The following is a 23,868-nucleotide window of genomic DNA, read 5'->3' as shown; positions in this document are numbered from 1 at the left end:
ACCGGCAACGACATCCGCGACAGGCGGAAGGTGTGTCGCAATCAGTTCGTTACGAAAGGATGCGCGACAGCGCGTCCTTCACGAACAGCGACCGCACATCGTCGATCCGCGACGCCAGCTCGGGAGCCAATTCGCTCGCCCGCGCGCGCGACGGGGCGTCCGTGCGCCGGAGCAGAGTCGACAGTGCCGACTCGATCAGCGACACCTCCCGCTCGGCCCCCTGCCGCAGCGAACGAAGGTGACGCGGCTCGATACCGTGACGGTCCAGAGCCACGAGTCCGCGCAGCAGTGCCACCGTGTTCTCCGGGTAGCTCTCCTGCGCCGTGATGACGCCCGTGCTGATGGCGTCGTTGAGCAGCTGGGGTCCCGCTCCCGCCGCTGCCAGAAGCTCGTCGCGCCGATACCGGCGTGGCGCCGGCGAGATCGACGGCGGGGGCACGAGCGCGGCCGCATCGCCGTTCGCCTCGGCCTGGTCCAGCTGCTCGCGGATGACGCTCAGCGGGAGGTAGTGGTCGCGCTGAAGGGTGAGCCCGAGACGCAGCCGTTCGATGTCGGCGGTGGAGAACTTGCGATAGCCCGACTCCGTGCGCGAGGGGCGGACGATGCCCTGTACCTCGAGGAAACGAAGCTTGCTGGAGGTCAGGTCGGGGAACTCCGGCGTGAGGCGAGCGAGCACCTGACCGATACTCAACAGGCCCGCGGACGACGAGCGTTCGCGGGCGGAAGTCGCCGCCATCAGGCGTTCGCCGCCGGACGATCGAGGGGCGAGGCGAAGAAGTTCAACCGGAACTTGCCCACGCGCAGCTCGGCGCCGTCGACCAGAGCGCTGCGGTCGACCCGCTCCCCGTTCACGTACGTGCCGTTGAGCGAGCGCTGGTCGATGATCTCGAACGCCGCGCCGTTGCGCGTGATCTCGGCGTGACGACGCGAGACGGTCACGTCGTCGAAGAAGATGTCCGCCTCGGGGTGACGCCCGACGGTGGTCACATCGGTGTCGAGCAGGTACCGCGCTCCGGCCAGAGCGCCCGACCGGACGAGCAGAAGAGCGGACCCGGACGGCAGCGCCGCAATGGCCGACTGCTCGACATCTGTCAACTCCACACCGAAGGGCACGAACGAGAGGTCGGAGTCGTGTCCGAACGTCTGCGTCACATCGTGCTTCTGGTCGCCGGAGCGATGGATGGCGGCTTCACCGGCCGGTCGGCTGTCGCTGTCTGTCACTGTGCCCTCCTGACTGTCCAGACTAACGGATGCCGCGGGCCGCCGGGGAGGTCGCTTTCGCACTCAGCCGCCGCATACCGGTGATTCATAGGGTGGAGGCGTGAAGACCAAAGCCCTGCGCCGCCCGGCCACTCCGATCGCTCTCGCGGCAGCTCTCCTCGCCGCCTTCCTCGTGCTTGTCTCCCCTCTCTCCGCCTCGGCCCATGACGCCCTCGTGTCGTCGTCGCCGGCGGCGGACTCGTCGGTCGAGACACTGCCCGCCGAGCTCACCCTCACGTTCAGCGCGAAGCTGATCGACGGCGAGGGAGCGACCGAGGTGGTCGTGACGGACCCCTCCGGCGCGAACGTCGCCGAGGGCCCGGCCACCGTCGACGGGGCCATCGTCACGCAACCGCTCAGCGGCACCGGCCCTGCGGGCGCCTACCGCGTGGTGTGGAAGGTGGTCTCAAGTGACGGGCATCCCACCTCCGGCGAGTTCGCCTTCACGGTCACGACCGGCGACGACGCGGCGACCACCGCGCCGACAGCCGCTCCCCCCACGGCGCCCGCCACCGCGACCCCGGGAGAGCAGACCGCGACACCGGAGCCCACCGCACCCGCCGCGACGCCCGACGACCCCGGCGCATCGGCGTGGGTCTGGGTCCTCGTGATCCTCGCGGTCCTGATCGTGATCGGCGTCGCCGTCTGGCTGGCCATGCGTGGTCGCGGCGGTGGCACTCCGTCCGATTCCGACGCTCCCACCGAGCGATAGGCTTAAGGCATGCCACACTACGACGTCGTCATCCTTGGTGCAGGTCCTGGCGGATACGTCGCTGCGGTTCGCAGCGCACAGCTCGGCCTGTCCACCGCGATCATCGAGGAGAAGTACTGGGGTGGTGTGTGCCTCAACGTCGGCTGCATCCCCTCGAAGGCACTCCTGAAGAACGCGGAACTCGCGCACACCCTGAAGCACAAGGCCGACTTCTTCGGCATCTCCGGCGACTTCACGATCGACTACGGCAAGGCGTTCGACCGCAGCCGCGTCGTCGCCGACGGGCGCGTCAAGGGCATCCACTTCCTCATGAAGAAGAACAAGGTGACCGAGTACGACGGTCGCGGCACCTTCACCGGCCCGAAGGCGATCTCGGTCGCCAAGTCGGACGGCACCACCGAGGAGGTCACGTTCGACAACGTGATCATCGCGACCGGCTCGAAGGTGCGCCTCCTCCCCGGCGTGCAGCTGAGCGACAACGTGGTCACGTACGAGGAGCAGATCCTCTCGCGCGAACTGCCGAAGTCCATCGTGATCGTCGGCGCCGGCGCGATTGGCATGGAGTTCGCCTACGTGATGACGAACTACGGCGTGAAGGTCACCATCATCGAGTTCCTCGACCGCGCGCTCCCCAACGAGGACGCCGACGTGTCGAAGGAGATCACGAAGCAGTACAAGAACTACGGCGTCGACATCCTCACCTCCACCAAGGTCGAGTCCGTCGTCGACAACGGCTCGTCGGTCACCGTGACGTACACGGCCAAGGACGGCCAGCAGAGCTCGATCGAGGCCGACAAGGTGCTCATGTCGGTCGGGTTCGCCCCGAACGTCGAGGGCTTCGGGCTCGAGAACACCGGCGTGAAGCTGACCGAGCGCGGCGCGATCGACATCGACGACCACATGCGCACGAACGTCGAGGGCATCTACGCCATCGGTGACGTCACCGCCAAGCTGCAGCTCGCCCACGTGGCCGAGGCGCAGGGCGTCGTCGCGGCCGAGACCATCGGCGGCGCCGAGACCATGACGCTGGGCGACTACCGGATGATGCCGCGCGCCACGTTCTGCTCCCCGCAGGTCGCGTCGTTCGGTCTCACCGAGCAGCAGGCGAAGGACGAGGGGCGCGAGATCAAGGTCGCGACCTTCCCGTTCATGGCCAACGGCAAGGCGCACGGCCTGGGCGAGCCCGTCGGGTTCGTGAAGCTCATCGCCGACGCCGAGCACCTGGAGCTCATCGGCGCGCACATGATCGGCCCCGACGTGTCGGAGCTGCTGCCCGAGCTCACGCTCGCGCAGAAGTGGGACCTGACGGCGCTCGAGCTCGCCCGCAACGTGCACACCCACCCGACGCTGTCGGAGGCGCTGCAGGAAGGCTTCCACGGCCTCGCCGGTCACATGATCAACTTCTGATCGGCCCGCACTCGACGAAGGCCCGGTCCGCGCTGGCGGACCGGGCCTTCGTGCGTCACAGGCCGCGCATCGTGATGAGCCCGGTCGTCCAGCGGCGGAGCGGCGGCGAACCCAGAAGACGCACGACGCTCTCCCTCCCCGCGACGACAGGGGGCGGTGCGGGAGCGCCCATCGCCATGAAGAACGCCGACCGACGATGCGCCAGCGCCGCGGACGCCCGAGCGCGCTGGGCGAACGCGTCGAGGTCGGGAACTTCGCCCGCCTCTGTGCCACGGAGGGCCGCGGTCAACCGCAGCGCGTGCGCCCAGCCGAGATTCATGCCCTGGCCGCCGATCGGACTCACCTCGTGCGCGGCATCCCCCAGCAACACCACACGCCCCCGGTGCAGCCGCCGCGCGACATGCTGCGACGCCAGGAAGGACGACACCGGAACCCCGGGATCCGTCGTCACCCGCTCCCCCGTACGGGCCGCGACGATCGCCGCCAGCTCCGCCCCGGTCTCCACCGACCGGCCGGGAGGCTCCCGGACCACCCACCGCCGATGGCCGCCGGGAAGCGGGAACGATTCGACGAGACCGTCCGGCTCGAAGTACAGCACGGCGCGGTCATCCATCGTCGACGCCTCGACGTCGAGCATCGCGTACCGCGCCCTCCCGGGGCGCCGCACCCACTCGACCCCGAACGCTCGACGCAGCGAGCTGTGCACCCCGTCGGCGACCGCGACAAGCGCGGCCGTCTCCTCCCGCCGCCCGTCCGGCCCCTCGACGCCGACCCGCACGACAGGGCCATCGTCGCGCACCGTCCGAACGATCGAGCCCAGCTGCAGCGCATCGCCGCACAGGCCGCGCAGCCGATCGCGCAGCAGTTCCTCTGTGCGCGGCTGCGGCAGCGTGAGGATCGGCCGATCCGGGGTGAAGGTCAACGACGCCAGCCGGCGCCCCCGGCTGCGCACCTCGCCACCTGACAGCCGGAGGGCCTCCCCCCGCACCTCGGCGCCGACCCCGGCCGCATCGAGTGCATCGAGCCCCGGCCGGTGGATGCCGATGGCACGTGTCCGCCCGCCCGGCTCCGTCCTCTGCTCGTACACGCGCACGCGCCAGCCGTCCTGCGCCACCAGGCACGCGAACAGAAGTCCGACGGGACCGCCGCCGACCACCACCACGTCATGATCCGGCATGCGGCGCCTCCCACCGCAGCTCCAGTCGCGCGGGAACGTGACGGTGCACCGTCCAGCCCGACGGCGCCACCGCGGCCAGCTCCTGCGCGGTGTACGAACGCCGGATACTGCGCAGACCGTCCACCCGGATGAACGACCCAGCCAGGAAAGTGGGCGACAGCGGCCACGTGGCGCTCGCGAACGCCGCATACGCCAGACGGCTGCGGGCGATGTCGTGATGCGAGACCAGTCCACCCGGCCCCGCGAGCGCACGCGTGTCACGCAGCACGGTGTCGAACTCGTCGGCGTCGAGGTGATGCAGCACGTGGTTCGACAGCACGACGTCGTAGTGGTCGCCCTCGTCGACGAGGTCGGTCGACAGCGCACACCGGTAACGGATGCCCGCGCCGTCGTCGTGTGCCGACGCCCACCGGATCGCGCGCTCGTCCGCATCCAGGGCCGTCACCTCCGCTTCGAGCCCGTCGCGCCGCAGCCGTCGCACGAGGAAGCGACACAGATCACCGCCGCCCGCACCGACGTCGAGGATGCGAATCGGACGGAGAGCCGCGCGCGGGCGGATGTCGCGCCGGTAGAGCCGGCCGGGACGGGAGACCACCGCGTTCACCGCGCCGAAACGCTCATAGGTCCGTCCGAGCATCTCCTCGTCCGCGTGCGGATCGTCCATCAGTTCACGCACCTCGGTCGCACGGACCCGCAGGTCCACGCTCACGAGGCCGCCGGGGCGACCACGGTCAGCAGCGCGCTCTCGGCTGTCAGGCCAGGGCCGAACGCCATCGCCGCCACGCGGTCGTCCGCCTCCGCGCCCTCACGTTCGAGGATCCGCTTCAACACGAACAGCACCGTCGCGCTCGACATGTTCCCGTACTCGCGGAGGGTCTCGCGCGCGGGACGCAGCTGGGTGTCGCTCAGCGCCATGCGCTCCTGCACCCGATCGAGAATGCTGCGACCGCCGGGGTGGATCGCCCAGTGGCGCACCCGATCCCCCACCCGCCCGGCGGCGAATGCCTCGGCCAGGCCGTCCTCGCGCGCGTAGAGCGGGCGCAGCGCCCCGATGATCGACTCGCCGATGATCTGCGGCACCGCGGTGGACAGGATCATCTCGAATCCGGAGTCGCCGATCGTCCAGGCCATGTCGTCCACCCCCTCGGGGACGATCGCGGTATGGAAGCCGTCCAGCCGCAGCGCGGGCACGGCGCTCGGGAGGTCGCGCGCGGTGACGATGCCCGCCGCGGCACCGTCAGCGAACAGCGACGACGCCACGATGGTGTCCGGATCTTCCGAGGAGCGCAGGTGCAGCGTGCACAGTTCCACGCTCACCACCAGCACCACCGCGTTCTCATCGGCCAGGCAGAACTGGGCCGCGGCCCGCAGGGCCGGCATCGACGCGTAACAGCCCATGAAGCCGAGGTGGTAGCGCTGGACCGCATCGGACAGCCCGAGCCCCCGCACGATCTCGTACTCGGGCCCCGGAGCGTGGAACCCGGTGCACGACACGGTGATCACGTGCGTCACATCGGCCGCGGTGACGTCGGGATCCGCGTCGAGCGCCTGGCCAGCGGCCGCTACGAAGAGACGCGAGGCCTCGCGCGTGTAGTAGTCGTTGCGGGCCTTGGTGCCCGGCGCGAGGAGGAGCCCGGAACGGCGGTCGTAGAACAGCGGCTCATCCGGCTCCGCATCCTCGGCGAGCTCGTCGATCACGGTGTGCCGCGTATCGATGCCCGACACCGTGAACGAGGTGGAGACGATGCGTTGAGCGAGCCGACCGAGCCCCGGCTGCGCGGCGAAGACGTCGCGCACCTGCTCCTGCACGAGAACGGTCTCGGGGACGATCGTCTGCAGCGATCGAAGCACAGGCGGTCGGCTCATGGGCCCACTCAATCACTCGGCGAGCCCCGGGGAAAAGGGGTTGCGCCCGGAGCGTCGCCCGCCTAGAACCCGAGCGCTCTGGCGAGCTTCGAATCGGAGGACGCGTCGCGCGCCCCGGCAGCACGGACCACGCTCTCGACCGCAGCGAAAAGGGCCGCACGCCCTGCCTCATCGGCGGGCGCCGCGGGACCGAGCTCCACCTCCCACTCGCGCCACGCACGACGGATGCCGCGACGCACATCGGTGGCACGGACGCGGTCGTCCACGAACTCCGCCACGACGCCATGCGGCCCGGTGAGCAGGTAGGCGGTGCGGTCGTTCTCGATACGCGCGAGCGGCGTGAGCGGAGCCGTCGTCCACGCGGAGACCGCCTCGGCGACCGCGGCGGGAACGGCCTCGCCGGTGTCACCGAGCGGCCACCCCAGCTCCAGCCGCCCGTCGCCCTGACGCGGGCCCTTGACGTGCCACCCCTCGTCCGGCCCGCCGGTGCGACGGCGCAGCGCCACGCCCGAGCGCGCGAGCGCGCCATCGGCGGTGTCGAGGTAGTGGGCGTCGAGGCCGCGATGCTCACCGGACGACACCGCGTCGACCCCGGGGACGGCCTCCCAGCGCGGAAGCGGCGTGTCGTCGTCGACGTCGTAAGTGCGCTCGACCTCGACCGTGCGGGAGGGCTCAGTCATCCTCGAGCGTGAGGTCTTCGAGAGACTCCTCGAACCAGTAGTCGACCTCGGTCGGACCATCGCCCTCACCCGTGTTCTGCGGCTCGCCGCGGCGGTTGTACACCACCTGCGTCTCGCTGTAAGGGACGATCAGCTTGTCGTCCGCATCGCCGAGGGGGATGATCTGCCCGTCCAGCGGGCCGCCGTGAAGTCGTGCGAGTGCCATGTGCTCAGAGTAGTCCCGACCTCCCCCCTTCGCGCAGCGCCCGGCCGCTCAGCCGATCAGGACCCCGAGGACGGCCCCTGCGATCATCCAGGGCCCGAAGGCGATCCTGGTCCCGCCGTCGGCACGACGGAGTGCGATCAGCACGAGCGCGTACAGAGCGCCGAGGACGAACGCGGACGCCGCGCCGATCGCGAGCGCCGTCCAGCCGTGCCATCCGAGCAGAAGACCGATGACCGCCGCGAGCTTGACGTCGCCGCCCCCCATGCCGGCGCGGCTGATCGCGCGCAGCGTCAGGTAGAAGCCGCCGAGCACGAGGCCGCCCAGCAACGCGCGGGTCATCGGCTGCGGCTGACCCGTCGCCACCGCATCGACGACCACGAGCAGGAGCAGGGCGGCCAGCGTGGGCAGCACGATGCGGTTGGGAAGGCGGTGCGTGCGGGCATCGACCACGACCAGCCACCCGCCGACCCCGAGCAGGGCACCGTGCATCAGTCCGATGAGCGCGAGGCGGAGATCCATCAGGGCAGGCTAGGCGAGCCTCGGCGGTGCCGACGACGCCCTGTGGACGAGGTGAGCACGGATGTCCGATGTACGAATTAGCGTCATTCACGTCACTTGCTTTATTCGTACATATCTTCGAGGATGGATGCATGGGGATCGGGCTCGATGCGATGACCGCGCTCTCTCCGACCAGCGACACTCGCGCCGGAGAGGTGCTGCGACTGCGCCGCGAGATCAGCCGGATGCAGCGGCGGCGCAGCGAACACACCCTGCTCCCCCTCGACCCGGCCTTCGCCACGCTGCTACCGGAGGAAGGGCTCCAGACCGGCACTTCCTACACCGTGTCTCCCTCTCCCGCGCTCGTGCTGGCGCTGCTCAGCGGCGCTTCGGCCAAAGGGCACTGGTGCGCGGTGATCGGCATGCCGACCCTCGGCGTGGAGGCGGCCGCTGCCTACGGGATCGACCTGACCCGGCTCATCCTCGTCCCGTCCCCCGGCGAGCGCTGGCTGGCCGTGACCTCCGCCCTCGCCGAAGTGGTGCCGTTGATCGTCGTGCAGCCCGAGTCGAGGGCGCGGGATGCGGACGTCGCTCGGCTGAGCGCCCGCCTGCGCGACCGCGGCTCCACCCTGCTCGTCGCCGAGGAACCGGGAGCGGGTCGCTGGGCGCAGAGCGAAGGCACCATCCGTCTGCACGACCCCGACTGGCACGGACTCGGAGAGGGGTGGGGCCTGCTCTCCGACTGCACGGTGACGGTCACCGCACGCACGAGGCACAGTCCGCGCGCCTCGAGTGTGCGGGTGCGGCTCCCCGGCGGACACGGCGCGGTCGAGACCGCGGGGACCGAGCTCGCCGCGCTGCCCCCGCTGCGCGTCGAACCGGAGGCCTCGGACGCCTCCGCCCCGTCGGAGCTTCTCTTCTGGGCGGAGGCAGGATGAACGCTCCCCTCCGCGTCCTGGTGCTGTGGTTCCCGGATTGGCCACTGCGGGCGGCCCTCGGCGGCGGGCACCCGCATCCCCCGACCGCCCTCGTGCAAGCGAACACGGTCGTCGCGTGCACTGCCTCGGCGCGGGCCCACGGCATCCGCATCGGTCAGCGCCGCCGCGTCGCCCAGGGACTCCTCGCGTCGCTACGGGTACTCCCCCACGACCCGGGGAAGGACGAACGGGCCTTCGCCCCCGTGCTGCAGCTCATCGAGAAGCACGCCCCCGGGGTCACGCTGCTGCGCCCCGGCCTCGCGATCCTGCGCGCCAGGGGCATCTCCCGATACCACGGAGGCGAGGCCGAGGCGGCGGCGGCGCTCTCCGCGGTCCTTGCCGAAGCCGGCTACCCCGAGGTGCGCGTCGGGGTAGCCGACGGTCCCTTCACGGCCGAGATCGCCGCGCGGGGAACGGCCGCCTGCACCGTGGTCCCACCCGGCGCCTCCCGGGAGTTCCTGTCGCCGTACCCCGTCCAGGTGCTCCGCGACGAACAGCTCAGCGGACTCCTGCTGCGGCTCGGGGTGCGCACCCTCGGCGACTTCACCGCGCTCGACCCGCTCGATGTGCGCGACCGCTTCGGGGAGCAGGGCGCTCGGATGCACGCTCTCGCCTCCGGCGCCGACTCCCGCCCGCTGACGCCGCGGCCGCCCGACCCCGAGCTGGCGCGGAGCATCGAGTTCGACACCCCGCTGGGCGGCGCCGACCAGGTGGCCTTCGCCGTGCGGCAGACAGCCGATGCGGTACTGCTCGCCCTCGCCGATGCCTCGGTCGTCTGCACCGAGGTGCGGATCGACCTGACCGACGACGGCGGAGAGGTCTTCTCCCGCACCTGGCTGCACCCGACCTGCTTCGACGCCTCCGACCTCGTCGACCGGGTGCGCTGGCAACTGGAGTCCCTGGCGGCGCTCTCCGCACGGGAGCCCGTGGACGAGGCCAGGGCGTTCGGCGGCATCGCGGCGGTGCGCATCCTCCCCGTCGCGGTGGACGATGCGGCGCACCATCAACCGGGGCTCTTCGGATCGGGCACCGACGAGCGCCTGCACCACGCCGTCTCCCGCGTCCAGACCATGCTCGGACACGAAGGGGTGGTCACGGCAGCCGTGTCCGGCGGGCGCTGGCTCGCGGACCGTCAGGTACTCACTCCGTGGGGCGAACGCGTGGTGCCTCCGCGAGACCCGGGGTCGCCCTGGCCGGGAAGCCTCCCCGATCCGCTGCCGTCCGAGGTCTTCCGACCTCCCCGCCCGGTCGGTGTCGTGGGGGTCGACGGGAGCATCCTCACGGTGGACGACCGCGGGGCGCTGTCGAACGACCCCGCCCGCATCGACGGTGCCGGGGTGCAGGCGTGGGCGGGGCCGTGGCCGGTGCAGGAACGTCGCTGGTCCCCGGGCGGCGGCAAGCGCGGACATCGACTCCAGATCGTCGACGACCGCGACCGCGCCTGGCTGGTCTTCCATGCCGGCGAGCGCTGGTGGGCCGAAGGGAGGTACCGCTGATGGGCTGGCACAACCCGCCGCTGAGCTGGGATCAGCTCGAACGCACCCTCAGCGGAGAACCGACCGCACCACCCGTGGCCGCCCCCTCTGGTCGGCGTTCGGACCCGGGACCTGTGAGCCGACGCCGCAAGCGCCTCCCTCCCGTCCTTCCGAAGCGGCCGGACGACGCCGTGCCCTACGCCGAGCTGCATGCGCACTCCTCCTACTCCTTCCTCGACGGCGCCTCCTCCCCCGAAGACCTGCTGGCCGAAGCCGAGAGTCTGGGCCTGAGCGCCCTCGCGCTCACGGACCACGACGGGTTCTACGGCGCCGCGCGCTTCGCCGAGCTCGCGGAGCACATGGAGGTACGGCTGCAGACCGTGTTCGGGGCCGAACTGTCGCTCGACCTGCCGCTCGCACCGCAGGGTGCCGCCGACCCTCCCGGCGAGCATCTGCTCGTGCTCGCCCGCGGCATGGAGGGGTATCACCGCTTATCGGGCGCGATCACCGCCGCGCAACTTCGGGGTGGGGAGAAGGGGCGGCCCGTGTACGACCTCGACGACCTGGCGGAACGCGCGGACGGGCACTGGACGATCCTGACCGGCTGCCGCAAGGGCGCGGTCCGCCGCGGGCTCGACGCCGGCGACGCCGCCACCCCGCTGCGCCGCCTCGTCGACCTGTTCGGCAGCGACAACGTCGCCGTGGAGCTGTTCGACCACGGAGAGCCCCTGGACACCCGCCGCAACGACACTCTCGCCGAACTCGCCCGGCGGATGCGGTTGCCCGTCGTGGCCACCAACAACGTGCACTACGCCCGGCCCGCGCAAGCTCCGCTCGCAGAGGCCGTTGCCGCAGTCAGGGCGGTGCGCAGCATGGACGAGCTCGACGGCTGGCTGCCCGCGCACGGCGGAGCCCACCTGCGCAGCGGCGCCGAGATGACGAGGCGTTTCGCTCGCTATCCCGGAGCGATCTCGTACGGGCTGGAGCTCGCCTCCGCCTCCGCCTTCCCGCTGCGCATGGCGCGTCCTGCCCTTCCCCGACAGGACGTGCCGCCCGGGCACACACCCATGAGCTGGTTGCGACACCTGGTCTGGGAGGCGGTGCCGACGAAGTATCCGCGGTTGGACGCCGACGGCCATCGCCGCATCGAGCGCGAACTCGACGTGATCGAGGAGAAGGACTTCCCCGGCTACTTCCTGATCGTGCACGGGATCGTCACCGAGGCCCGTCGCCGCGGGATCCTCTGCCAGGGGCGGGGCTCCGCCGCGGCGAGCGCGGTGTGCTATCTGCTGGGCATCACCGCGGTCGACCCGATCCTCTACCGGCTCCCGTTCGAACGGTTCCTCGCCACCACCCGCACGGAGGAGCCCGACATCGACGTGGACTTCGATTCGCGGCGCCGGGAGGAGATCATCCAGTGGGTGTATCAGGAGTACGGCAGGGAACGGGCGGCCCAGGTGGCGAACGTCATCCAGTACCGGCCGAAGAACGCGATCCGCGACATGGCCAGAGCCCTGGGGTACTCGCCGGGGCAGCAGGACTCGTGGTCGCGGCAGGTCGACGGGTGGGGATCAGGGCTCGAACCGGTGGAGGGGCACGACATCCCGGATACCGTGCTCGACTACGCCGCGGAGCTGCTGAAGGCTCCCCGACACCTGGGGATCCACTCGGGCGGCATGGTGCTCACCGCTCGCCCGGTCGGCGAGGTGGTCCCGGTGGAGCACGCCCGTATGGAGGACCGGACGGTGATCCAGTGGGACAAGGACGACGCCGCTTTCATGGGACTGGTGAAGTTCGACCTGCTCGGCCTCGGCATGCTCGCCGCCCTGCAGCACTGCTTCGACATCGTGCGGGAAGCCACGGGTGAGGAGTGGACGCTGGAGACCCTGCCGAAAGAGGAGGCCGGCGTGTACGACATGCTGTGCCGCGCCGACTCGATCGGGGTGTTCCAGGTCGAGTCCCGTGCGCAGATCGGCCTGCTCCCCCGCCTGCAACCTCGCCGCTTCTACGACCTCGCGATCCAGATCGCCCTGATCCGTCCCGGCCCCATCCAGGGCGGTGCGGTGCACCCGTTCGTGCGGCGCAAGATGGCGAAGGACCGGACGGACGAGGAGAACAGGGAGCGGGAGGCCAGGGGGGAGCCGCCCGTGGAGTTCACGATCCCCTACCCGCACAGCGATCTGGAGGACATCCTCAAGCGCACCCTGGGCATCCCCATCTTCCAGGAGCAGCTGATCCAGATGGCCACGGCGGTGGGTGACTGCACCGCCGACGAAGCGGACCTGCTGCGGCGAGCGATGGGGTCCAAGCGCGGACTGGAGAAGATCGAGAAGGTGAGGGACAAGCTCTACGCGGGGATGGCCAGGCGAGGGCTCGTGGACGACGCGGCCGATCGCATCTATGCGCAGATCCAGGCGTTCTCGAACTTCGGCTTCGCGGAGTCGCACTCCCTGTCGTTCGCCCTCCTGGTCTATGCGAGTTCATGGCTCAAACTGCACTACCCGGCGGCGTTCCTCGCCGGGCTGCTGCGGTCGCAGCCGATGGGCTTCTACTCCCCCGCGACCCTCACGGCGGATGCCCGACGGCACGGCGTGGAGGTGCGACGCCCCGATCTGCATCTGTCCGGCGCCACCGAACTGCTGGAGCCTCTCGCCGCAGACGCCGGCAGCGGGCCGACGGGCAGGGCGAGCTGTCTGGCCGACCCGCAACCGGAGGTGCTGCGCTTCGACCGGAGCGCGCCGGACGAATCCGCGGCGCACCGGCGGGACGGACGGTTCGCGGTGCGACTGGGACTCAGCGGCATCCGCGGGATCGGCGTGCCCATGGCGGAGCGGATCGTCGCCGAGCGCGAGGCCCACGGCCCCTACCGCGACCTCCACGACCTGGTGCGGCGGACCGATGCGACGGCCGCACAGCTGGAGGCCCTCGCGACCGCCGGCGCCTTCGCGTGCCTGGGCCTCGAACGACGGGAGGCGATCTGGTTGGCCGGGGCCGCGGCCGACGACCGCTCCCGTTTCCTGCCCGGGACGACCGTGGCGGTGCAGCCGCCGCTGTTCGCCGACCAGACCAGCTACGAGCGGCTCTCGGCCGATCTCTGGGCCACGGGCATCTCGATCGATGACCACCCCATGGCGCACTTCCGCACGGCGCTGCAGACACGGGGGGTGCTGACCGCGGCCGACCTGCGGAAGCACGAGACAGGCCGCCGGATCGAGGTCGCCGGACTGGTCACCCATCGGCAGAGACCGGCGACAGCAGCCGGAGTGACGTTCGTGAACCTCGAAGACGAGACCGGACTGGTCAACGTGATCTGCTCCACCGGCGTCTGGGGCCGCTTCGGACGGATCGCCCGCGAGTCACCGGCTCTCATCATCCGCGGCATCCTCGAACGCTCACCCGAGGGCGTGGTGAACGTCCTGGCCGACGCCTTCGAAGACCTGCAGACCGGGGTTGCCCACCGGTCGAGGGACTTCCGATGACCGTGCCACCGCGGCCCCTCCTCGAGGACGCCCGCCGGCCCCGTGACGACACACGACGCGTCACCAACTGCGCGGGCGGTCGCGGACGATCAGCGCGGCGTCACCAGAACCGCTCCGGCTCCTCGGCGGGCGGGCGATCCGTACCACCCCACCGGTCGGCTTCCGCCTTCGCGGCCTCCACCGCCGCATCCGCCCCACGGAGCGCGACACCGGCCTCGCTCGCCGCGGGCCCGACGGGATCGACGAGCAGCGCCGTGCGCGTCACCCCACCGCTGACAGTGACCGTGCACTCCAAGACCCGTCCGATCCACCGCGACACGGCACCACGGAACTCTTCGCCGCGCCGGTACCGGATGCCAGTGTCGAGGTCGACCACCGAGAGCACGAGAGGTTCGGAGTCGTCGCCGCCGGTGTGCTCGGTCACCTCGACGCGATGCCCGAGCGGGAGTGCGATCTGGCCGGCGAAGACGAGCATCCTGTCCATTCCCCCACCCTACGAAACCCTCGCGGAGGCCGACAGAGACCCGCGCGAAAACCTCTTCGCAACTTTCTTTGTCCCCCAAATGGCGGACACGGCGATTAAGCGATATTCTGCTCTTCGTAGCGGGGGCTACAGGCTGAGGACTGGGGGAATCAGCCGTCGAGAGCAGCGGAAGTTTCGCCGCCTCCCCAACCGTCCGGGAAGGACGGTGAGCCCTCTCGACAGCACCGTGCTGGGGCGGTCCGGTCGAGAGGGCATACCCCGCGCGATCAGCTCGAGTCCGAGACCTCCGGTCTCCCGAGCGCCACCGCTAGCTGCGCCGACGGCCATGGTCAACCCCGGCCCACACACGGCAGTGCGGGGGTTAGCGTCGCCCATCATGACCACCTCGACGCGAACCATCCGAGACCACCCGGCACCTGTCGGTCGCGAGAGGTCCGCACGCTGCCGCGGGACGCTGCCTCCGCGCTACAGGGCCTCGTCGTCGAGGTCGTCGTCCAGCGGAACCTCCAGGTGCTGCTCCACGGCATCCGCGGGGTCCGCCTCGGCCGAGTGCACGTCGGGGTCGGCGGGAACCGTCACCTCCGGGTCGTCCGGCACCTCCAGATCCGGCCGTTCCTGCTCCTGCAGGTCGGCTTCGGGCTTGGCCTCGTCGATCGGCTGGTCGCTCAGGGACATCGCGTCTCCTCTCTCACGTCGGATGCCCCCACCCTGCAACACCGGTCGTGTCGCGGCAAGGGGCTTGACGGTCGCGCAGCACACACCGGAACGGGCCCTGCCGTGAGCGCGCCTCCCGTCACCGGGCGCGTCCGCATCGGCGTCTCGGGCTGGCGCTACGCCCGATGGCGCGGCGACTTCTACCCGCGCGGTCTCCCGCAGCGGCGCGAACTGGAGTACCTCGGGGAACGGTTCCCCACGGTCGAGCTCAACGGATCGTTCTACTCGCTGCAGCGCCCGCAGAGCTACCGCGCGTGGGCGTCGAGCGTGCCGGACGACTTCGTGTTCGCCGTCAAGGGTTCGCGTTACGTCACGCACATGCTGCGCCTGCGCGCGGTCGAGCAAGCCCTCGCGAACTTCTTCGCCTCCGGGGTGCTGGCACTGGGCGACCGGCTCGGCCCGATCCTGTGGCAGCTGCCCGAGCGCCAGAAGTTCGTACCGGCGCTGCTGGAGTCGTTCCTCGACAGCCTCCCGCGCACCACCGGCGAAGCGCTCGACCTTGCCCGCCGCCACGACGAGCGCCTCCGCGATCGCGCCTGGCTGGAGATCGACACCGACCGCCCGCTGCGGTACGCGCTCGAGCCGCGCTCCGCCACCTTCGCCGACCCGGCAAGCCTGAAACTGCTGCAGGCGCACGGCACCGCCCTCGTGGTCGCCGACACGGCCGGGCGCTGGCCCCGCTTCGACGCCCTGACCGCCGACCACGTGTACATCCGGCTCCACGGCGCTCGCATGCTCTACCACAGCGGCTACACCGGAGCCGAGCTGCGCGAATGGGCCACGCTCATTCGCGCCTGGGCCGACGGAACCGGCGCGGAAGACGGCCGTCCGCGCGACGTGTTCGTCTACTTCGACAACGACGCCCGCGGACATGCACCCCACGACGCCCTCGCCCTGCGCGCGCTCGTCGACGCGCCACCGGGATGATCCAGGGCTGACGGCCGTGAGACTCAGCGGTCGCCGACGTGACCCGGGGCGGTGAGCGACAGCACCCGCTCCACGAACGCCCCGTACTCCTCCATGTAGTGCGCGAGGAAGTCCCTCGTGCCCTCGTCGTGCACCTCGCCGTCGGCACCGAACACCTCCGGCCGGAACGTGATGTACGCCTCCGGCGCGTTCAGCTGCGGCGCGTTCAGGAAGCTCAGCACGCTGCGCATCGACGACTGCATCACCGCCGTGCCGATCGCCCCGGTCGAGGCGCCGATGATCCCGCTGGGCTTGCGGGCGAACGAGTTGTGGCCCCAGGGGCGAGAACCCCAGTCGATCGCGTTCTTCAACGCGCCGGGGATCGACCGGTTGTACTCGGGCGACACGAACAGCAGGCCCTCGGCATTCTCCACGGCGCGCTTGAACACCGTGACCGCCTCGACCGGGTCGAGCTCGTCGTCGCGGTTGTAGAGCGGGAGATCGCGGATCGGGATCTCCTCCAGCTCCAGGTTCGACGGCGCGAGACGTACTAGGGCTTTCGCGAGCGTGCGGTTGATCGAGTCCGATGCCAGGCTGCCGATGAGGTAGCCGATCCGATGGGTCATGGTGAGTCCCCCGTCTCTCCCTGCATTTCCAGGATATCGCCGCGGTGGGGGCTTGCCGCAAGGCCCCCACACCGGGGCAGAATCGACGGTCTGCCCGCGCTCCGGCGGGCGGATCGCGAAGGAGATTCATGCCCATCGACCCCTTCCACCTCTCCCCCGAACGACACGCCAAAACCGACCCCACCCTCATCGACGCCGACCGCCGTCACCTTCAGCGCATCGCCGCCGAACTCGACGGACAACGCGCAGACGTCGCCCGACGACTCGACGTCGTGCGGCAGCAGGATGCCGGCTCCGGTGGCGCAGCCGTGGACCGCGACCTCGAGATCCGCCGACTCTCGTCGCGTCTCCGCGTCCTCGACCGCTTCGGCATCGACGTGTGCCTCGGTCGCATGACCCCCGCCGACGGCGATCCCGTCTACATCGGACGCACCGGGCTCGCCGCCGCCGACGGCACCCGCCTGCTGCTCGACTGGCGTGCTCCCGCCGCCGAGCCCTACTTCGCCGCGACCCTGGCGAACCCGCGCGGCCTGATCTCGCGCCGCCGATACCGCTGGACGGACGGCCGCATCAGCGACTACTGGGATGAGGCCCTGACCGCCGACGGCTTCGACGGCGCCGCGTCCCTCGACGACCAGTCCGCGTTCATCGCCAGCCTCGGCACGCACCGCACCACCCGCATGCGCGACGTGCTGGCGACCATCCAGGCCGACCAGGACGCGATCATCCGCACCCCCTCCCGCGGTGCCCTCGTGGTGGACGGCGGCCCCGGCACCGGCAAGACCGTCGTGGCCCTGCACCGCGCCGCCCACCTGCTCTACGCCGAACCGCACCTCACGGGCAGCGCGGGCGGGATGCTGCTCGTCGGGCCTCACCCCCACTACCTCGCCTACGTGGAGGATGTGCTGCCGAGCCTCGGCGAAGACACCGTCCGGCTGTGCACGCTCCGCGACCTCACGCCCGAGGGAGCCTCCGCCCCGCCCGAGCCCGACCCCCGGGTCGCGGCGCTCAAGGCCACGCTCGACCCCGAGGCCGTGCTCGCCGCCGCGGCTGCCGCATACGAACGGCCGCCCGGACACGCTATGCGGCTCGACTCCCCGTGGGCCGACCTGTGGCTCGGTCGCGACGACTGGACGGAGGTGTTCCGTGGCGCCGACCCCGCCGCGAGCCACAACGAGGCGCGCGACCATGTGTGGGAGGACCTGCTGGAACTGCTCGTCGAACAGGTGGACGACGACGAGGTGCCGCCCCACGCGGTGCGCCGGTGGCTGCGACAGGACGACGACCTGACCGGGACGTTCGTGCGCGCGTGGCCCCTGCTCACCCCGGGCGACGTCGTGGCCCGGCTGTGGAGCTCCCCCGCGTTCCTCCGTGCGTGCGCGCCCGCGCTCACCGACGCCGACGTGGCGCTGCTGCAGCGCGACCAGCCGTCCGCCTGGACCGACGCCGACCTGCCGCTGCTCGACGCGGCCCACCGGCGCATCGGCGACCCGGAAGCCGTGCGCGCCGAGCATCGACGCCAGGCGGTGATCGCGTCGGCGCAGGAACAGATGTCGCACGTGGTGGACCACCTGATCGCCGACGACGACAGCGAGCTGAAGGTGATGTCGATCCTGCGCGGCCAGGACGCCAGGAACGTGCTCGTGGGGGTGGACGCACCGCCCGCGCTGCCGCCGGACGAACTCGCCGGACCCTTCGGGCACATCGTGGTCGACGAAGCGCAGGAACTCACCGATGCGCAGTGGCGGATGCTGCTCGCGCGCTGCCCCTCCCGCAGCTTCACGATCGTCGGCGACCGGGCCCAGGCCAGGCACGGCTTCACCGAGACCTGGGAGGAGCGGCTCGCCCGCGTGGGCATCCGCGACGTCCACGTCGCCCACCTCGGCGTGAACTACCGCACCCCAGCCGAGGTGATGGCGGCGGCGGCCCCGGTGATCCGGCGCGCCCTGCCCGACGCGAACGTTCCCACCTCGGTGCGCGAGAGCGGGATCCCCGTGCGCACCGGGGCGGTCGCCGACTTGCCCGCGCTGGTCGCGGCGTGGCTCCTCGACCACCCGGACGGCGTGGCCTGCGTGATCGGTGCGCCCGAGTTCCGCGCCCGGGCTCGGGTGCGCTCGCTCACGCCGGAAGCGGCCAAGGGCCTCGAGTTCGACCTCGTCGTGCTCGTGCGACCCGAGCAGTTCGGCGACGACGTGACCGGGGCCGTCGACCGCTACGTGGCGATGACGCGGACGACCAGAGAGCTCATCGTGCTCGGCTGACGCACGACGAAGGTCACTAGCCGGCCGGCGGGAGCGGTTCTACCCTGAGACGATGACGATGGCCGAGCGAGCGGCACCGCACTGTCCCGAGGACGACGTGGTGATGCTCGCCGTGCCCGGTGGCTGGAGGTGCCCGGAGTGTGGGCACCTCCAGCAGCCGCAGGACGGCGAGGAACCCCGGGGCCCCGAGGACGTCGGCCGCTGGGGCTGAGCGCTCAGGCGTCGTCGTCCTGGTCGACGATGGTGCCGGTCGGCTCGCTGATCTCGACCGTGTGGCGGACGCCGTGCTCCGACGCCAGCGCCTCACCCTCCTCGATCGCCTCGTCCCGGCTGGTGTAGCTGCGCGAGAGCTCGGGAGCCCCCTCGGCCTCGTTGACCCACTGGCCGTTCTTGGACCGTGTGATCACGGCGCTGACGGCCATCACACGTCACCCGGGCCCAGGTCGCCCTGGCCTTCCTCACCGAGATCGGCGAGCACCGGGTCCTCCCCCTGACTCTCCGGCTGCGGCCCCGAGCCGGGCAGATCCTCCGCGGGCACCTCGTCGTCGGGATCCGGGATCTCGTCGGGGTCGCGGCCGGTCGCCGTGGCGGTGTCGAGCTCGTCCGCGGAGGCGCCGTCGTCCAGGGCTTCGGTCCGCTCCCACTCGGCCTGCGCCGGGTCGTCGCTCGGGTCCGCCTCGCTCGTGGCGTCACCGTCGCGCAGCGGCTGCGGGGCAGGTCCGGTATCTTCGGGCGTCGATGCCATGTCTCCTCCTTCGATCGGTCCGCCCAGTGTGCCGCCCGGACGTCGGCGGGCCGAGGGGCTTGAGCGGGCCGACCGCAGCGGGTAGGTTCCGCGGCATGACAGCGCCCACCCCCACCCCGACGCAGCTGCGGCTGATCATCGAGACCGACGACTTCGACACCGCGCTCCGGTTCTACCGCGATGTGCTCGGCATGCCGGAGCAGCTGGCCTACGCGACCGACGGTGACGACCGCGTGGCGATCCTGCACGCCGGCATCGCCACGATCGAGCTCGCGACGCCGACCCATGCCGCGAACATCGACGATGTCGAGGGCGCGCCGCACACGCCGGGCGCGCTGCGGATCGCGCTGGAGGTGAACGACACGGCGCAGGCGGTCGCAGCCGCCGAGGAGGGCGGTGCCGCCGTGATCGCCCCGCCGGTGCGGACGCCGTTCCAGAGCCTCAATGCGCGGATCCAGGGCCCGGCGGGCTGGCAGATCACGCTGTTCCAGGAGCTGGAGACGCTGGAGGAGCGCGCCGCCCGCGAGGGCTTCACGACCGACGACGCCCGCGAGCGCTGAACCCCGCCGGCGCCGGCGCGGCGCGGGGTTTCGTGACGTTGCGCGTCGGCGCGCTTGCCCGTGCCGCCCCGCCAGGGCTGAAATCGACTCATGACGTCGATCGCGGTCCTCGTGGGAAACCCCCACCCGTCCTCCCGCACCACGAGCGTCGCGGAGGAGGTCGCGGCCCAGCTCGCCCAGCTCGTGGGTGCGGACGTGCTGCCCACGATCGAACTCGCCGCGTACGCGGACCGTGTCTTCGTCGTGCCCGACCCCGAGCTCGACGCCCTGATCGAGGAGCTGTCGACCGCCGACGTGCTGGTCGTCGCGAGTCCTACCTACAAGGCCGCCTACACCGGGCTGCTCAAGGCATTCCTCGACCGCATCGACACCGGCGGACTGGACGGCGTGGTCGCCGTCCCGATCCTCACGATCGGCTCCCCCGCGCACACGCTCGCGGTCGAGCACACGCTGCGCCCCCTGCTGGTCGAGCTCGGCGCGACCGTGCCCGTGCGCGGCCTCGCGTTCCCCGCGGCCGAGGCCGACGACCGCACGCGCCTCGTGTCCGCGTGGCTCGCCCCGCACCGGCGGACGCTGGAATCGCTGCTCGCCCGCTGACGACCGTGGCGGGGTTCCTCGCGCTGCTCACCCCCAGGGCGACGGCGTGGGCGTTCCGTGCGTCGTCGTTCGTGAAGCGGACGGGCATCCGTTGAGAGATGGTTTCTCACAGTCGTGCGCGCCTCTCGCGTCCCGCTCGTCCTCTGGGGTGAGGCCCGTGGCCAGCACCCAGGCCGGTGACGCACACCGCGCCCCGGGTGAGCGGCCGGATCAGACGGCGGAGTGCGGGAGCACGAACCGGCCGCTCGCGACGGCATCCCGGACAACGGCGAGCGTCTCGTCCTGGTCGTGCGACGTCGTGTCGATGACGTGCGGCTCGAGCTCGCCCAGGTCGGAGAACTGATCCCACAGGGCGGTCACGGGCCCTTCGTCCACGAGCGCGTCCGGGGCGGTGCGCGCCTGCGCACGCCGCAGGGCTTCGTCGCGGTCGGGGCGCAGCACGATGTAGTGCAGCCGAGGCGGGGGCGACTCGTCAAGGCGTTCGCGCGAGCGGAAATGCGGGAGCATCCACGGCCCGATGATCCCGTCGACCACCGTCGTGAAGCCGCCGGCGGCGTAGGCCCACGCCGCCCGCTGGATCACGGTCATGACCGTGTGATTCTGGGCGTCGGCCTCCGGCAGATACGGCGCGATGCCACCGGAGGCGATCATGTGCCAGAAGTCGTCGGTGTGCAGGTGCACGGACGCCCGGTATCCGCATGCCAGGCGACGGGCGATCGTCGTCTTCCCCGACCCGGGCGACCCGGTCAGAAGGATGACGTCCGCACTCATGACCTCCAGCGTAGGGGGCACGCCCGGGCCACAGCGCCGGATACGACGAAGCCCTGGTGAGAGACCTTTCTCACCAGGGCTTTCTGGTCGGGCTGACAGGATTTGAACCTGCGCCCCTTGGAGGATCCGGTCGATTTCCGGTCTCCGCCGATCGTCTCGGGAACTCGCGGATTCCCTTGTGTTTACAGGGAACCGGGCGGTTCGCTTGGCACGAGTGTAGCCGGTTGGTGGCAGGTCGTAGCGGGTGATTCAGGTGGGTTCCTGATGGGTCAGGCCAGACCACGCCAAGAACAATTGGCGGCCTCGAGCGGGATCAGGATGGAGTGGCGGATCACTGATCGGTGGCCATCGCGCACGATGTCAAGTTGCATGGAGTCGTTCGGGTTCAGGAGGCTGAGGGACGGCTCAGCGCGTTTGGAATGCCTCGACCCGACAAGCGTCGGTGGTCATGCGCGTAGGGAGTCGCTACCGCGCAAAGCATCGAGCGGTGCGTACGCGCACTAGACGCCACGCGCGACCCTTTCCTGCCCGCGCAAAGACAACCCAGGACTCATGACGCGATTCCACGCACGCTCCGCCACCGTTCTGCGAGCGACTGCCAAGGAGACTCTCGACTGCAACAAAGCGGTGTCTGAGGCCCCTGGCAGAGTAGATGTGTCACTATCGAACCCGAGGAGGGCGAAGATGAGTCCATCCACGCTGGACTATCCAGTCGAGGAAGCGTCGGTCGACGATGTTCGCGTCGCAGCACAAGCGGCGCTCGATCGAGCCGGGGTGACCGAGGCCGAACTACGCGACCAAGCGCGTGCTGGCGATTTTCATAGCCTTAGCGCGCGCCTCGCATGGGTGATCGTTTCGGCCCTTGATCCAGCGTCGACTATTTGACTTGCCTGCGGCCGCGCGTGATTTCGCTGCCCAGATGAGTAACACCCTCAACAAGACGGTTGCCGACGGTGTTCGCCTTTCCGCAGTGCATGTCCCAGCAGAAGGAACCGCCTATGTCGGGGTGGGGGCTTCGAAGCACGACCTCGCACCTCGGATTGGATTTCCTCTCCTGCGTGCGCCCGACCGTCCGCTCGTCTATATGGTCATCTCCTATCGCCTTCGCGCGGACGACGAGCGAAACTACCTGATGGTTCAGAACTCGGTCGTGGCTCTGGCTCTCGATCAAGAGATGAGCCGCGAACTGCTGCACGTCGATTACGAGCGCAACAAAGCCGACGACTATCCAGAGGCGCACTTGCAGGTTGCGGCAACGAGCGCTGAGTGGGAAGAAGTATCGCCTAACCGATCGCTCCAGCGTTTGCACTTGCCAGTTGGCCCGCGTCGCTTCCGTCCTTCACTCGAAGACGTCATCGAGTTCTTGGCCCGCGAGGGGATCACAAGCCACAGGGAAGATTGGCGAGACGTCGTCGATGATGGGCGACGCGACTTCCAACGACGTCAACTGCGCGCGGCCATACGGCGCTATCCGGAAGTCGCCAAAGAGATCCTCTCCGAGCTCGAAACCTAGTCGGCTGCGATTGAGACACGCACCGATCGCGTGACCGGCTCGAGCCTTCGAGGGTTGCGCCGATCGCGCTCGCTGATCTACCGGGCTGCGTGCAGTCCATGACGTCGACCGCTTCCGCTGCGTCAGCTCAGAGCTGGACCGGAGTGGACCCGCAAGGTAGGGACGCTCTCGATGAATCGGTCGCCTCTGGCACGGTAGTTGCCACGACAAAGCCGCAAGGCTAGTCAGGGTAGCGAACCAAGAGTCCGACCGCGGACATGATTGTGGCGAATGTCGCCGCCGCTGCGAACACGGGCGTCGCGATCTGCTCGGGTAGCCAGATTGTGAGACCTCCCACTATGACGGCGACAACCACCGAGATCACCCAGAACCACGTCTTGTGGATGGTTCCTAGATTCACTCGTCTAGTGGCGCTCCGGATAAGACGCGAACTGGATAGGTCTGGATATGCGTAATCGGAGCTTTTTAGGTAGGGCAACAGATCGGTCTCCGTGTGCGTCATCCGCTTGCGCAGCTCGAAGGAATGGATGGGTGAACCGCCTCGAGAGACAAGCCAAGCCACTGCACCAGCCAGTTCCTTGTTCCTGCAGGCGGTGACATCGAATGCCGCACCGAGACGACGCTGCTCAGCTAGGAAGTCTCGCAAATCCGCTTCCTCGATTGTTTGAAAGAATACGTCGAGTGATCCCCAATTTAGGTCGTCAAAGAACTGCTTCATCGCTGTGGGCTCCGCCAGGGGCGCGGCAGGACCTGCGGAACCGTCGATGGTGGAAATATAGTTAGAGTCCCTCAGCGCGGCGATAAAGTCGCTGAATTTTCTCTCGAGGTTGATCTTTGCCTGTGGAGCATCTCCACCGGGAGCCCCGACCACAGCAACTATGAACTCTCGAACACCCTGACGCGCGTTGTGGGCTATGACATTGAAGTACACGTCCGGGGTCGGCGACGACGCGAG

General features: G+C 70.1%; 27 protein-coding genes. 12 read left to right on the top strand and 15 right to left on the bottom strand.

The features are described from left to right. Positions 1 to 49: 49 nt before the first annotated feature. Both ftsR and KE274_RS10380 read right to left on the bottom strand, forming a co-directional pair. Complete coding sequence (gene ftsR, locus KE274_RS10385) at positions 50 to 736, bottom strand: transcriptional regulator FtsR (protein ID WP_211543499.1); 687 nt, start codon at positions 734 to 736, stop codon at positions 50 to 52. Continuing rightward, entirely contained in the window at positions 736 to 1,221 is a 486-nt protein-coding gene (locus KE274_RS10380; protein ID WP_211543498.1) for an FHA domain-containing protein, read from the bottom strand. Before KE274_RS10380 ends, ftsR begins: the two co-directional genes overlap by 1 nt. Before the next feature lie 100 nt (positions 1,222 to 1,321). Here KE274_RS10380 and KE274_RS10375 point away from each other — a divergent pair, with 100 nt between their 5' ends. Further along, positions 1,322 to 1,972: a copper resistance CopC family protein gene (locus KE274_RS10375; RefSeq protein ID WP_211543496.1), complete on the top strand. Its 651-nt coding sequence runs from the start codon at positions 1,322 to 1,324 to the stop codon at positions 1,970 to 1,972. A 9-nt stretch (positions 1,973 to 1,981) separates the two neighbouring features. Beyond that, positions 1,982 to 3,379, top strand: coding sequence for a dihydrolipoyl dehydrogenase (gene lpdA, locus KE274_RS10370; protein ID WP_211543494.1), 1,398 nt, complete (start codon positions 1,982 to 1,984; stop codon positions 3,377 to 3,379). 55 nt (positions 3,380 to 3,434) lie between these two features. Here lpdA and KE274_RS10365 read toward each other — a convergent pair whose 3' ends face one another. From KE274_RS10365 to KE274_RS10340, 6 genes are all read right to left on the bottom strand, one after another. Next, the gene (locus KE274_RS10365; protein WP_211543492.1) at positions 3,435 to 4,556 is read right to left on the bottom strand and encodes an FAD-dependent oxidoreductase; all 1,122 of its coding nucleotides are present in this window, start codon (positions 4,554 to 4,556) and stop codon (positions 3,435 to 3,437) included. Further along, entirely contained in the window at positions 4,543 to 5,265 is a 723-nt protein-coding gene (locus KE274_RS10360; RefSeq protein WP_211543490.1) for a methyltransferase domain-containing protein, read from the bottom strand. The genes KE274_RS10365 and KE274_RS10360 overlap by 14 nt, the downstream gene beginning before the upstream one ends. After that, a complete protein-coding gene (locus KE274_RS10355) occupies positions 5,262 to 6,422 on the bottom strand; it encodes a type III polyketide synthase (protein WP_249186295.1) in 1,161 nt (386 codons plus the stop codon). The genes KE274_RS10360 and KE274_RS10355 overlap by 4 nt, the downstream gene beginning before the upstream one ends. A 62-nt stretch (positions 6,423 to 6,484) precedes the next feature. Further along, a complete protein-coding gene (locus KE274_RS10350) occupies positions 6,485 to 7,102 on the bottom strand; it encodes a CYTH domain-containing protein (protein ID WP_211543488.1) in 618 nt (205 codons plus the stop codon). After that, positions 7,095 to 7,307: a hypothetical protein gene (locus KE274_RS10345; RefSeq protein WP_046749348.1), complete on the bottom strand. Its 213-nt coding sequence runs from the start codon at positions 7,305 to 7,307 to the stop codon at positions 7,095 to 7,097. Before KE274_RS10345 ends, KE274_RS10350 begins: the two co-directional genes overlap by 8 nt. A 48-nt stretch (positions 7,308 to 7,355) precedes the next feature. After that, positions 7,356 to 7,826, bottom strand: a complete 471-nt coding sequence (locus tag KE274_RS10340; RefSeq protein ID WP_211543486.1) for a prepilin peptidase — start codon at positions 7,824 to 7,826, stop codon at positions 7,356 to 7,358. Between the two features lie 131 nt (positions 7,827 to 7,957). Here KE274_RS10340 and KE274_RS10335 point away from each other — a divergent pair, with 131 nt between their 5' ends. Genes KE274_RS10335 through KE274_RS10325 form a run of 3 tightly spaced genes read left to right on the top strand, consistent with a single transcriptional unit; the run spans position 7,958 to position 13,736 of the window. Continuing rightward, a complete protein-coding gene (locus tag KE274_RS10335) occupies positions 7,958 to 8,743 on the top strand; it encodes a hypothetical protein (RefSeq protein ID WP_211543484.1) in 786 nt (261 codons plus the stop codon). Further along, positions 8,740 to 10,278, top strand: a complete 1,539-nt coding sequence (locus KE274_RS10330; protein WP_211543482.1) for a DNA polymerase Y family protein — start codon at positions 8,740 to 8,742, stop codon at positions 10,276 to 10,278. Before KE274_RS10335 ends, KE274_RS10330 begins: the two co-directional genes overlap by 4 nt. Then, a complete protein-coding gene (locus tag KE274_RS10325; protein WP_211543480.1) occupies positions 10,278 to 13,736 on the top strand; it encodes an error-prone DNA polymerase in 3,459 nt (1,152 codons plus the stop codon). Before KE274_RS10330 ends, KE274_RS10325 begins: the two co-directional genes overlap by 1 nt. A 100-nt stretch (positions 13,737 to 13,836) precedes the next feature. Here the strand turns inward: KE274_RS10325 and KE274_RS10320 are convergent, their stop codons facing one another. Together KE274_RS10320 and KE274_RS10315 are read right to left on the bottom strand one after the other, a co-directional pair. After that, a complete protein-coding gene (locus tag KE274_RS10320) occupies positions 13,837 to 14,220 on the bottom strand; it encodes a hypothetical protein (protein WP_211543478.1) in 384 nt (127 codons plus the stop codon). Positions 14,221 to 14,685: 465 nt separating this feature from the next. Beyond that, positions 14,686 to 14,895, bottom strand: coding sequence for a hypothetical protein (locus tag KE274_RS10315; RefSeq protein ID WP_211543476.1), 210 nt, complete (start codon positions 14,893 to 14,895; stop codon positions 14,686 to 14,688). Positions 14,896 to 14,997: 102 nt separating this feature from the next. Here KE274_RS10315 and KE274_RS10310 point away from each other — a divergent pair, with 102 nt between their 5' ends. Beyond that, a complete protein-coding gene (locus KE274_RS10310) occupies positions 14,998 to 15,861 on the top strand; it encodes a DUF72 domain-containing protein (RefSeq protein WP_211543474.1) in 864 nt (287 codons plus the stop codon). A 23-nt stretch (positions 15,862 to 15,884) separates the two neighbouring features. Here the strand turns inward: KE274_RS10310 and KE274_RS10305 are convergent, their stop codons facing one another. Continuing rightward, a complete protein-coding gene (locus KE274_RS10305) occupies positions 15,885 to 16,466 on the bottom strand; it encodes an NADPH-dependent FMN reductase (protein WP_211543472.1) in 582 nt (193 codons plus the stop codon). A gap of 128 nt (positions 16,467 to 16,594) precedes the next feature. On the opposite strand from KE274_RS10305, the gene helR reads away from it, so the two are divergent. Both helR and KE274_RS10295 read left to right on the top strand, forming a co-directional pair. Beyond that, a complete protein-coding gene (helR, locus tag KE274_RS10300) occupies positions 16,595 to 18,727 on the top strand; it encodes an RNA polymerase recycling motor ATPase HelR (protein WP_211543470.1) in 2,133 nt (710 codons plus the stop codon). Between the two features lie 52 nt (positions 18,728 to 18,779). After that, positions 18,780 to 18,938, top strand: coding sequence for a hypothetical protein (locus KE274_RS10295; RefSeq protein ID WP_211543468.1), 159 nt, complete (start codon positions 18,780 to 18,782; stop codon positions 18,936 to 18,938). A 4-nt stretch (positions 18,939 to 18,942) separates the two neighbouring features. Here KE274_RS10295 and KE274_RS10290 read toward each other — a convergent pair whose 3' ends face one another. Both KE274_RS10290 and KE274_RS10285 read right to left on the bottom strand, forming a co-directional pair. Beyond that, positions 18,943 to 19,149 (bottom strand): DUF2188 domain-containing protein, encoded by a 207-nt coding sequence (locus tag KE274_RS10290; protein ID WP_211543466.1) that lies wholly within the window; start codon positions 19,147 to 19,149, stop codon positions 18,943 to 18,945. After that, complete coding sequence (locus KE274_RS10285; protein WP_211543464.1) at positions 19,149 to 19,472, bottom strand: sugar ABC transporter ATPase; 324 nt, start codon at positions 19,470 to 19,472, stop codon at positions 19,149 to 19,151. Before KE274_RS10285 ends, KE274_RS10290 begins: the two co-directional genes overlap by 1 nt. A 95-nt stretch (positions 19,473 to 19,567) precedes the next feature. Between KE274_RS10285 and KE274_RS10280 the strand changes: the two genes are divergently transcribed. Continuing rightward, on the top strand, positions 19,568 to 20,032 hold the full coding sequence (locus KE274_RS10280; protein WP_211543462.1) for a VOC family protein: 465 nt from the start codon (positions 19,568 to 19,570) through the stop codon (positions 20,030 to 20,032). Positions 20,033 to 20,122: 90 nt separating this feature from the next. Next, positions 20,123 to 20,629, top strand: a complete 507-nt coding sequence (locus tag KE274_RS10275) for an NADPH-dependent FMN reductase (RefSeq protein ID WP_211543460.1) — start codon at positions 20,123 to 20,125, stop codon at positions 20,627 to 20,629. 210 nt (positions 20,630 to 20,839) lie between these two features. On the opposite strand, the gene KE274_RS10270 is transcribed toward KE274_RS10275, so the two are convergent. After that, entirely contained in the window at positions 20,840 to 21,400 is a 561-nt protein-coding gene (locus KE274_RS10270; protein ID WP_211543459.1) for an AAA family ATPase, read from the bottom strand. A 684-nt stretch (positions 21,401 to 22,084) separates the two neighbouring features. Here KE274_RS10270 and KE274_RS10265 point away from each other — a divergent pair. Together KE274_RS10265 and KE274_RS10260 are read left to right on the top strand one after the other, a co-directional pair. Next, positions 22,085 to 22,285: a hypothetical protein gene (locus tag KE274_RS10265; protein WP_211543457.1), complete on the top strand. Its 201-nt coding sequence runs from the start codon at positions 22,085 to 22,087 to the stop codon at positions 22,283 to 22,285. Between the two features lie 34 nt (positions 22,286 to 22,319). Further along, positions 22,320 to 22,913, top strand: coding sequence for a hypothetical protein (locus tag KE274_RS10260; protein WP_211543455.1), 594 nt, complete (start codon positions 22,320 to 22,322; stop codon positions 22,911 to 22,913). 220 nt (positions 22,914 to 23,133) lie between these two features. Here KE274_RS10260 and KE274_RS10255 read toward each other — a convergent pair whose 3' ends face one another. Next, entirely contained in the window at positions 23,134 to 23,844 is a 711-nt protein-coding gene (locus KE274_RS10255; protein WP_211543453.1) for a hypothetical protein, read from the bottom strand. Positions 23,845 to 23,868 lie beyond the last annotated feature (24 nt).

The sequence above is a fragment of the Microbacterium paraoxydans genome, from assembly GCF_018224615.1.
GTDB lineage: Bacteria > Actinomycetota > Actinomycetes > Actinomycetales > Microbacteriaceae > Microbacterium > Microbacterium paraoxydans_B.
This window is presented reverse-complemented; position numbering and strand designations above follow the sequence as displayed.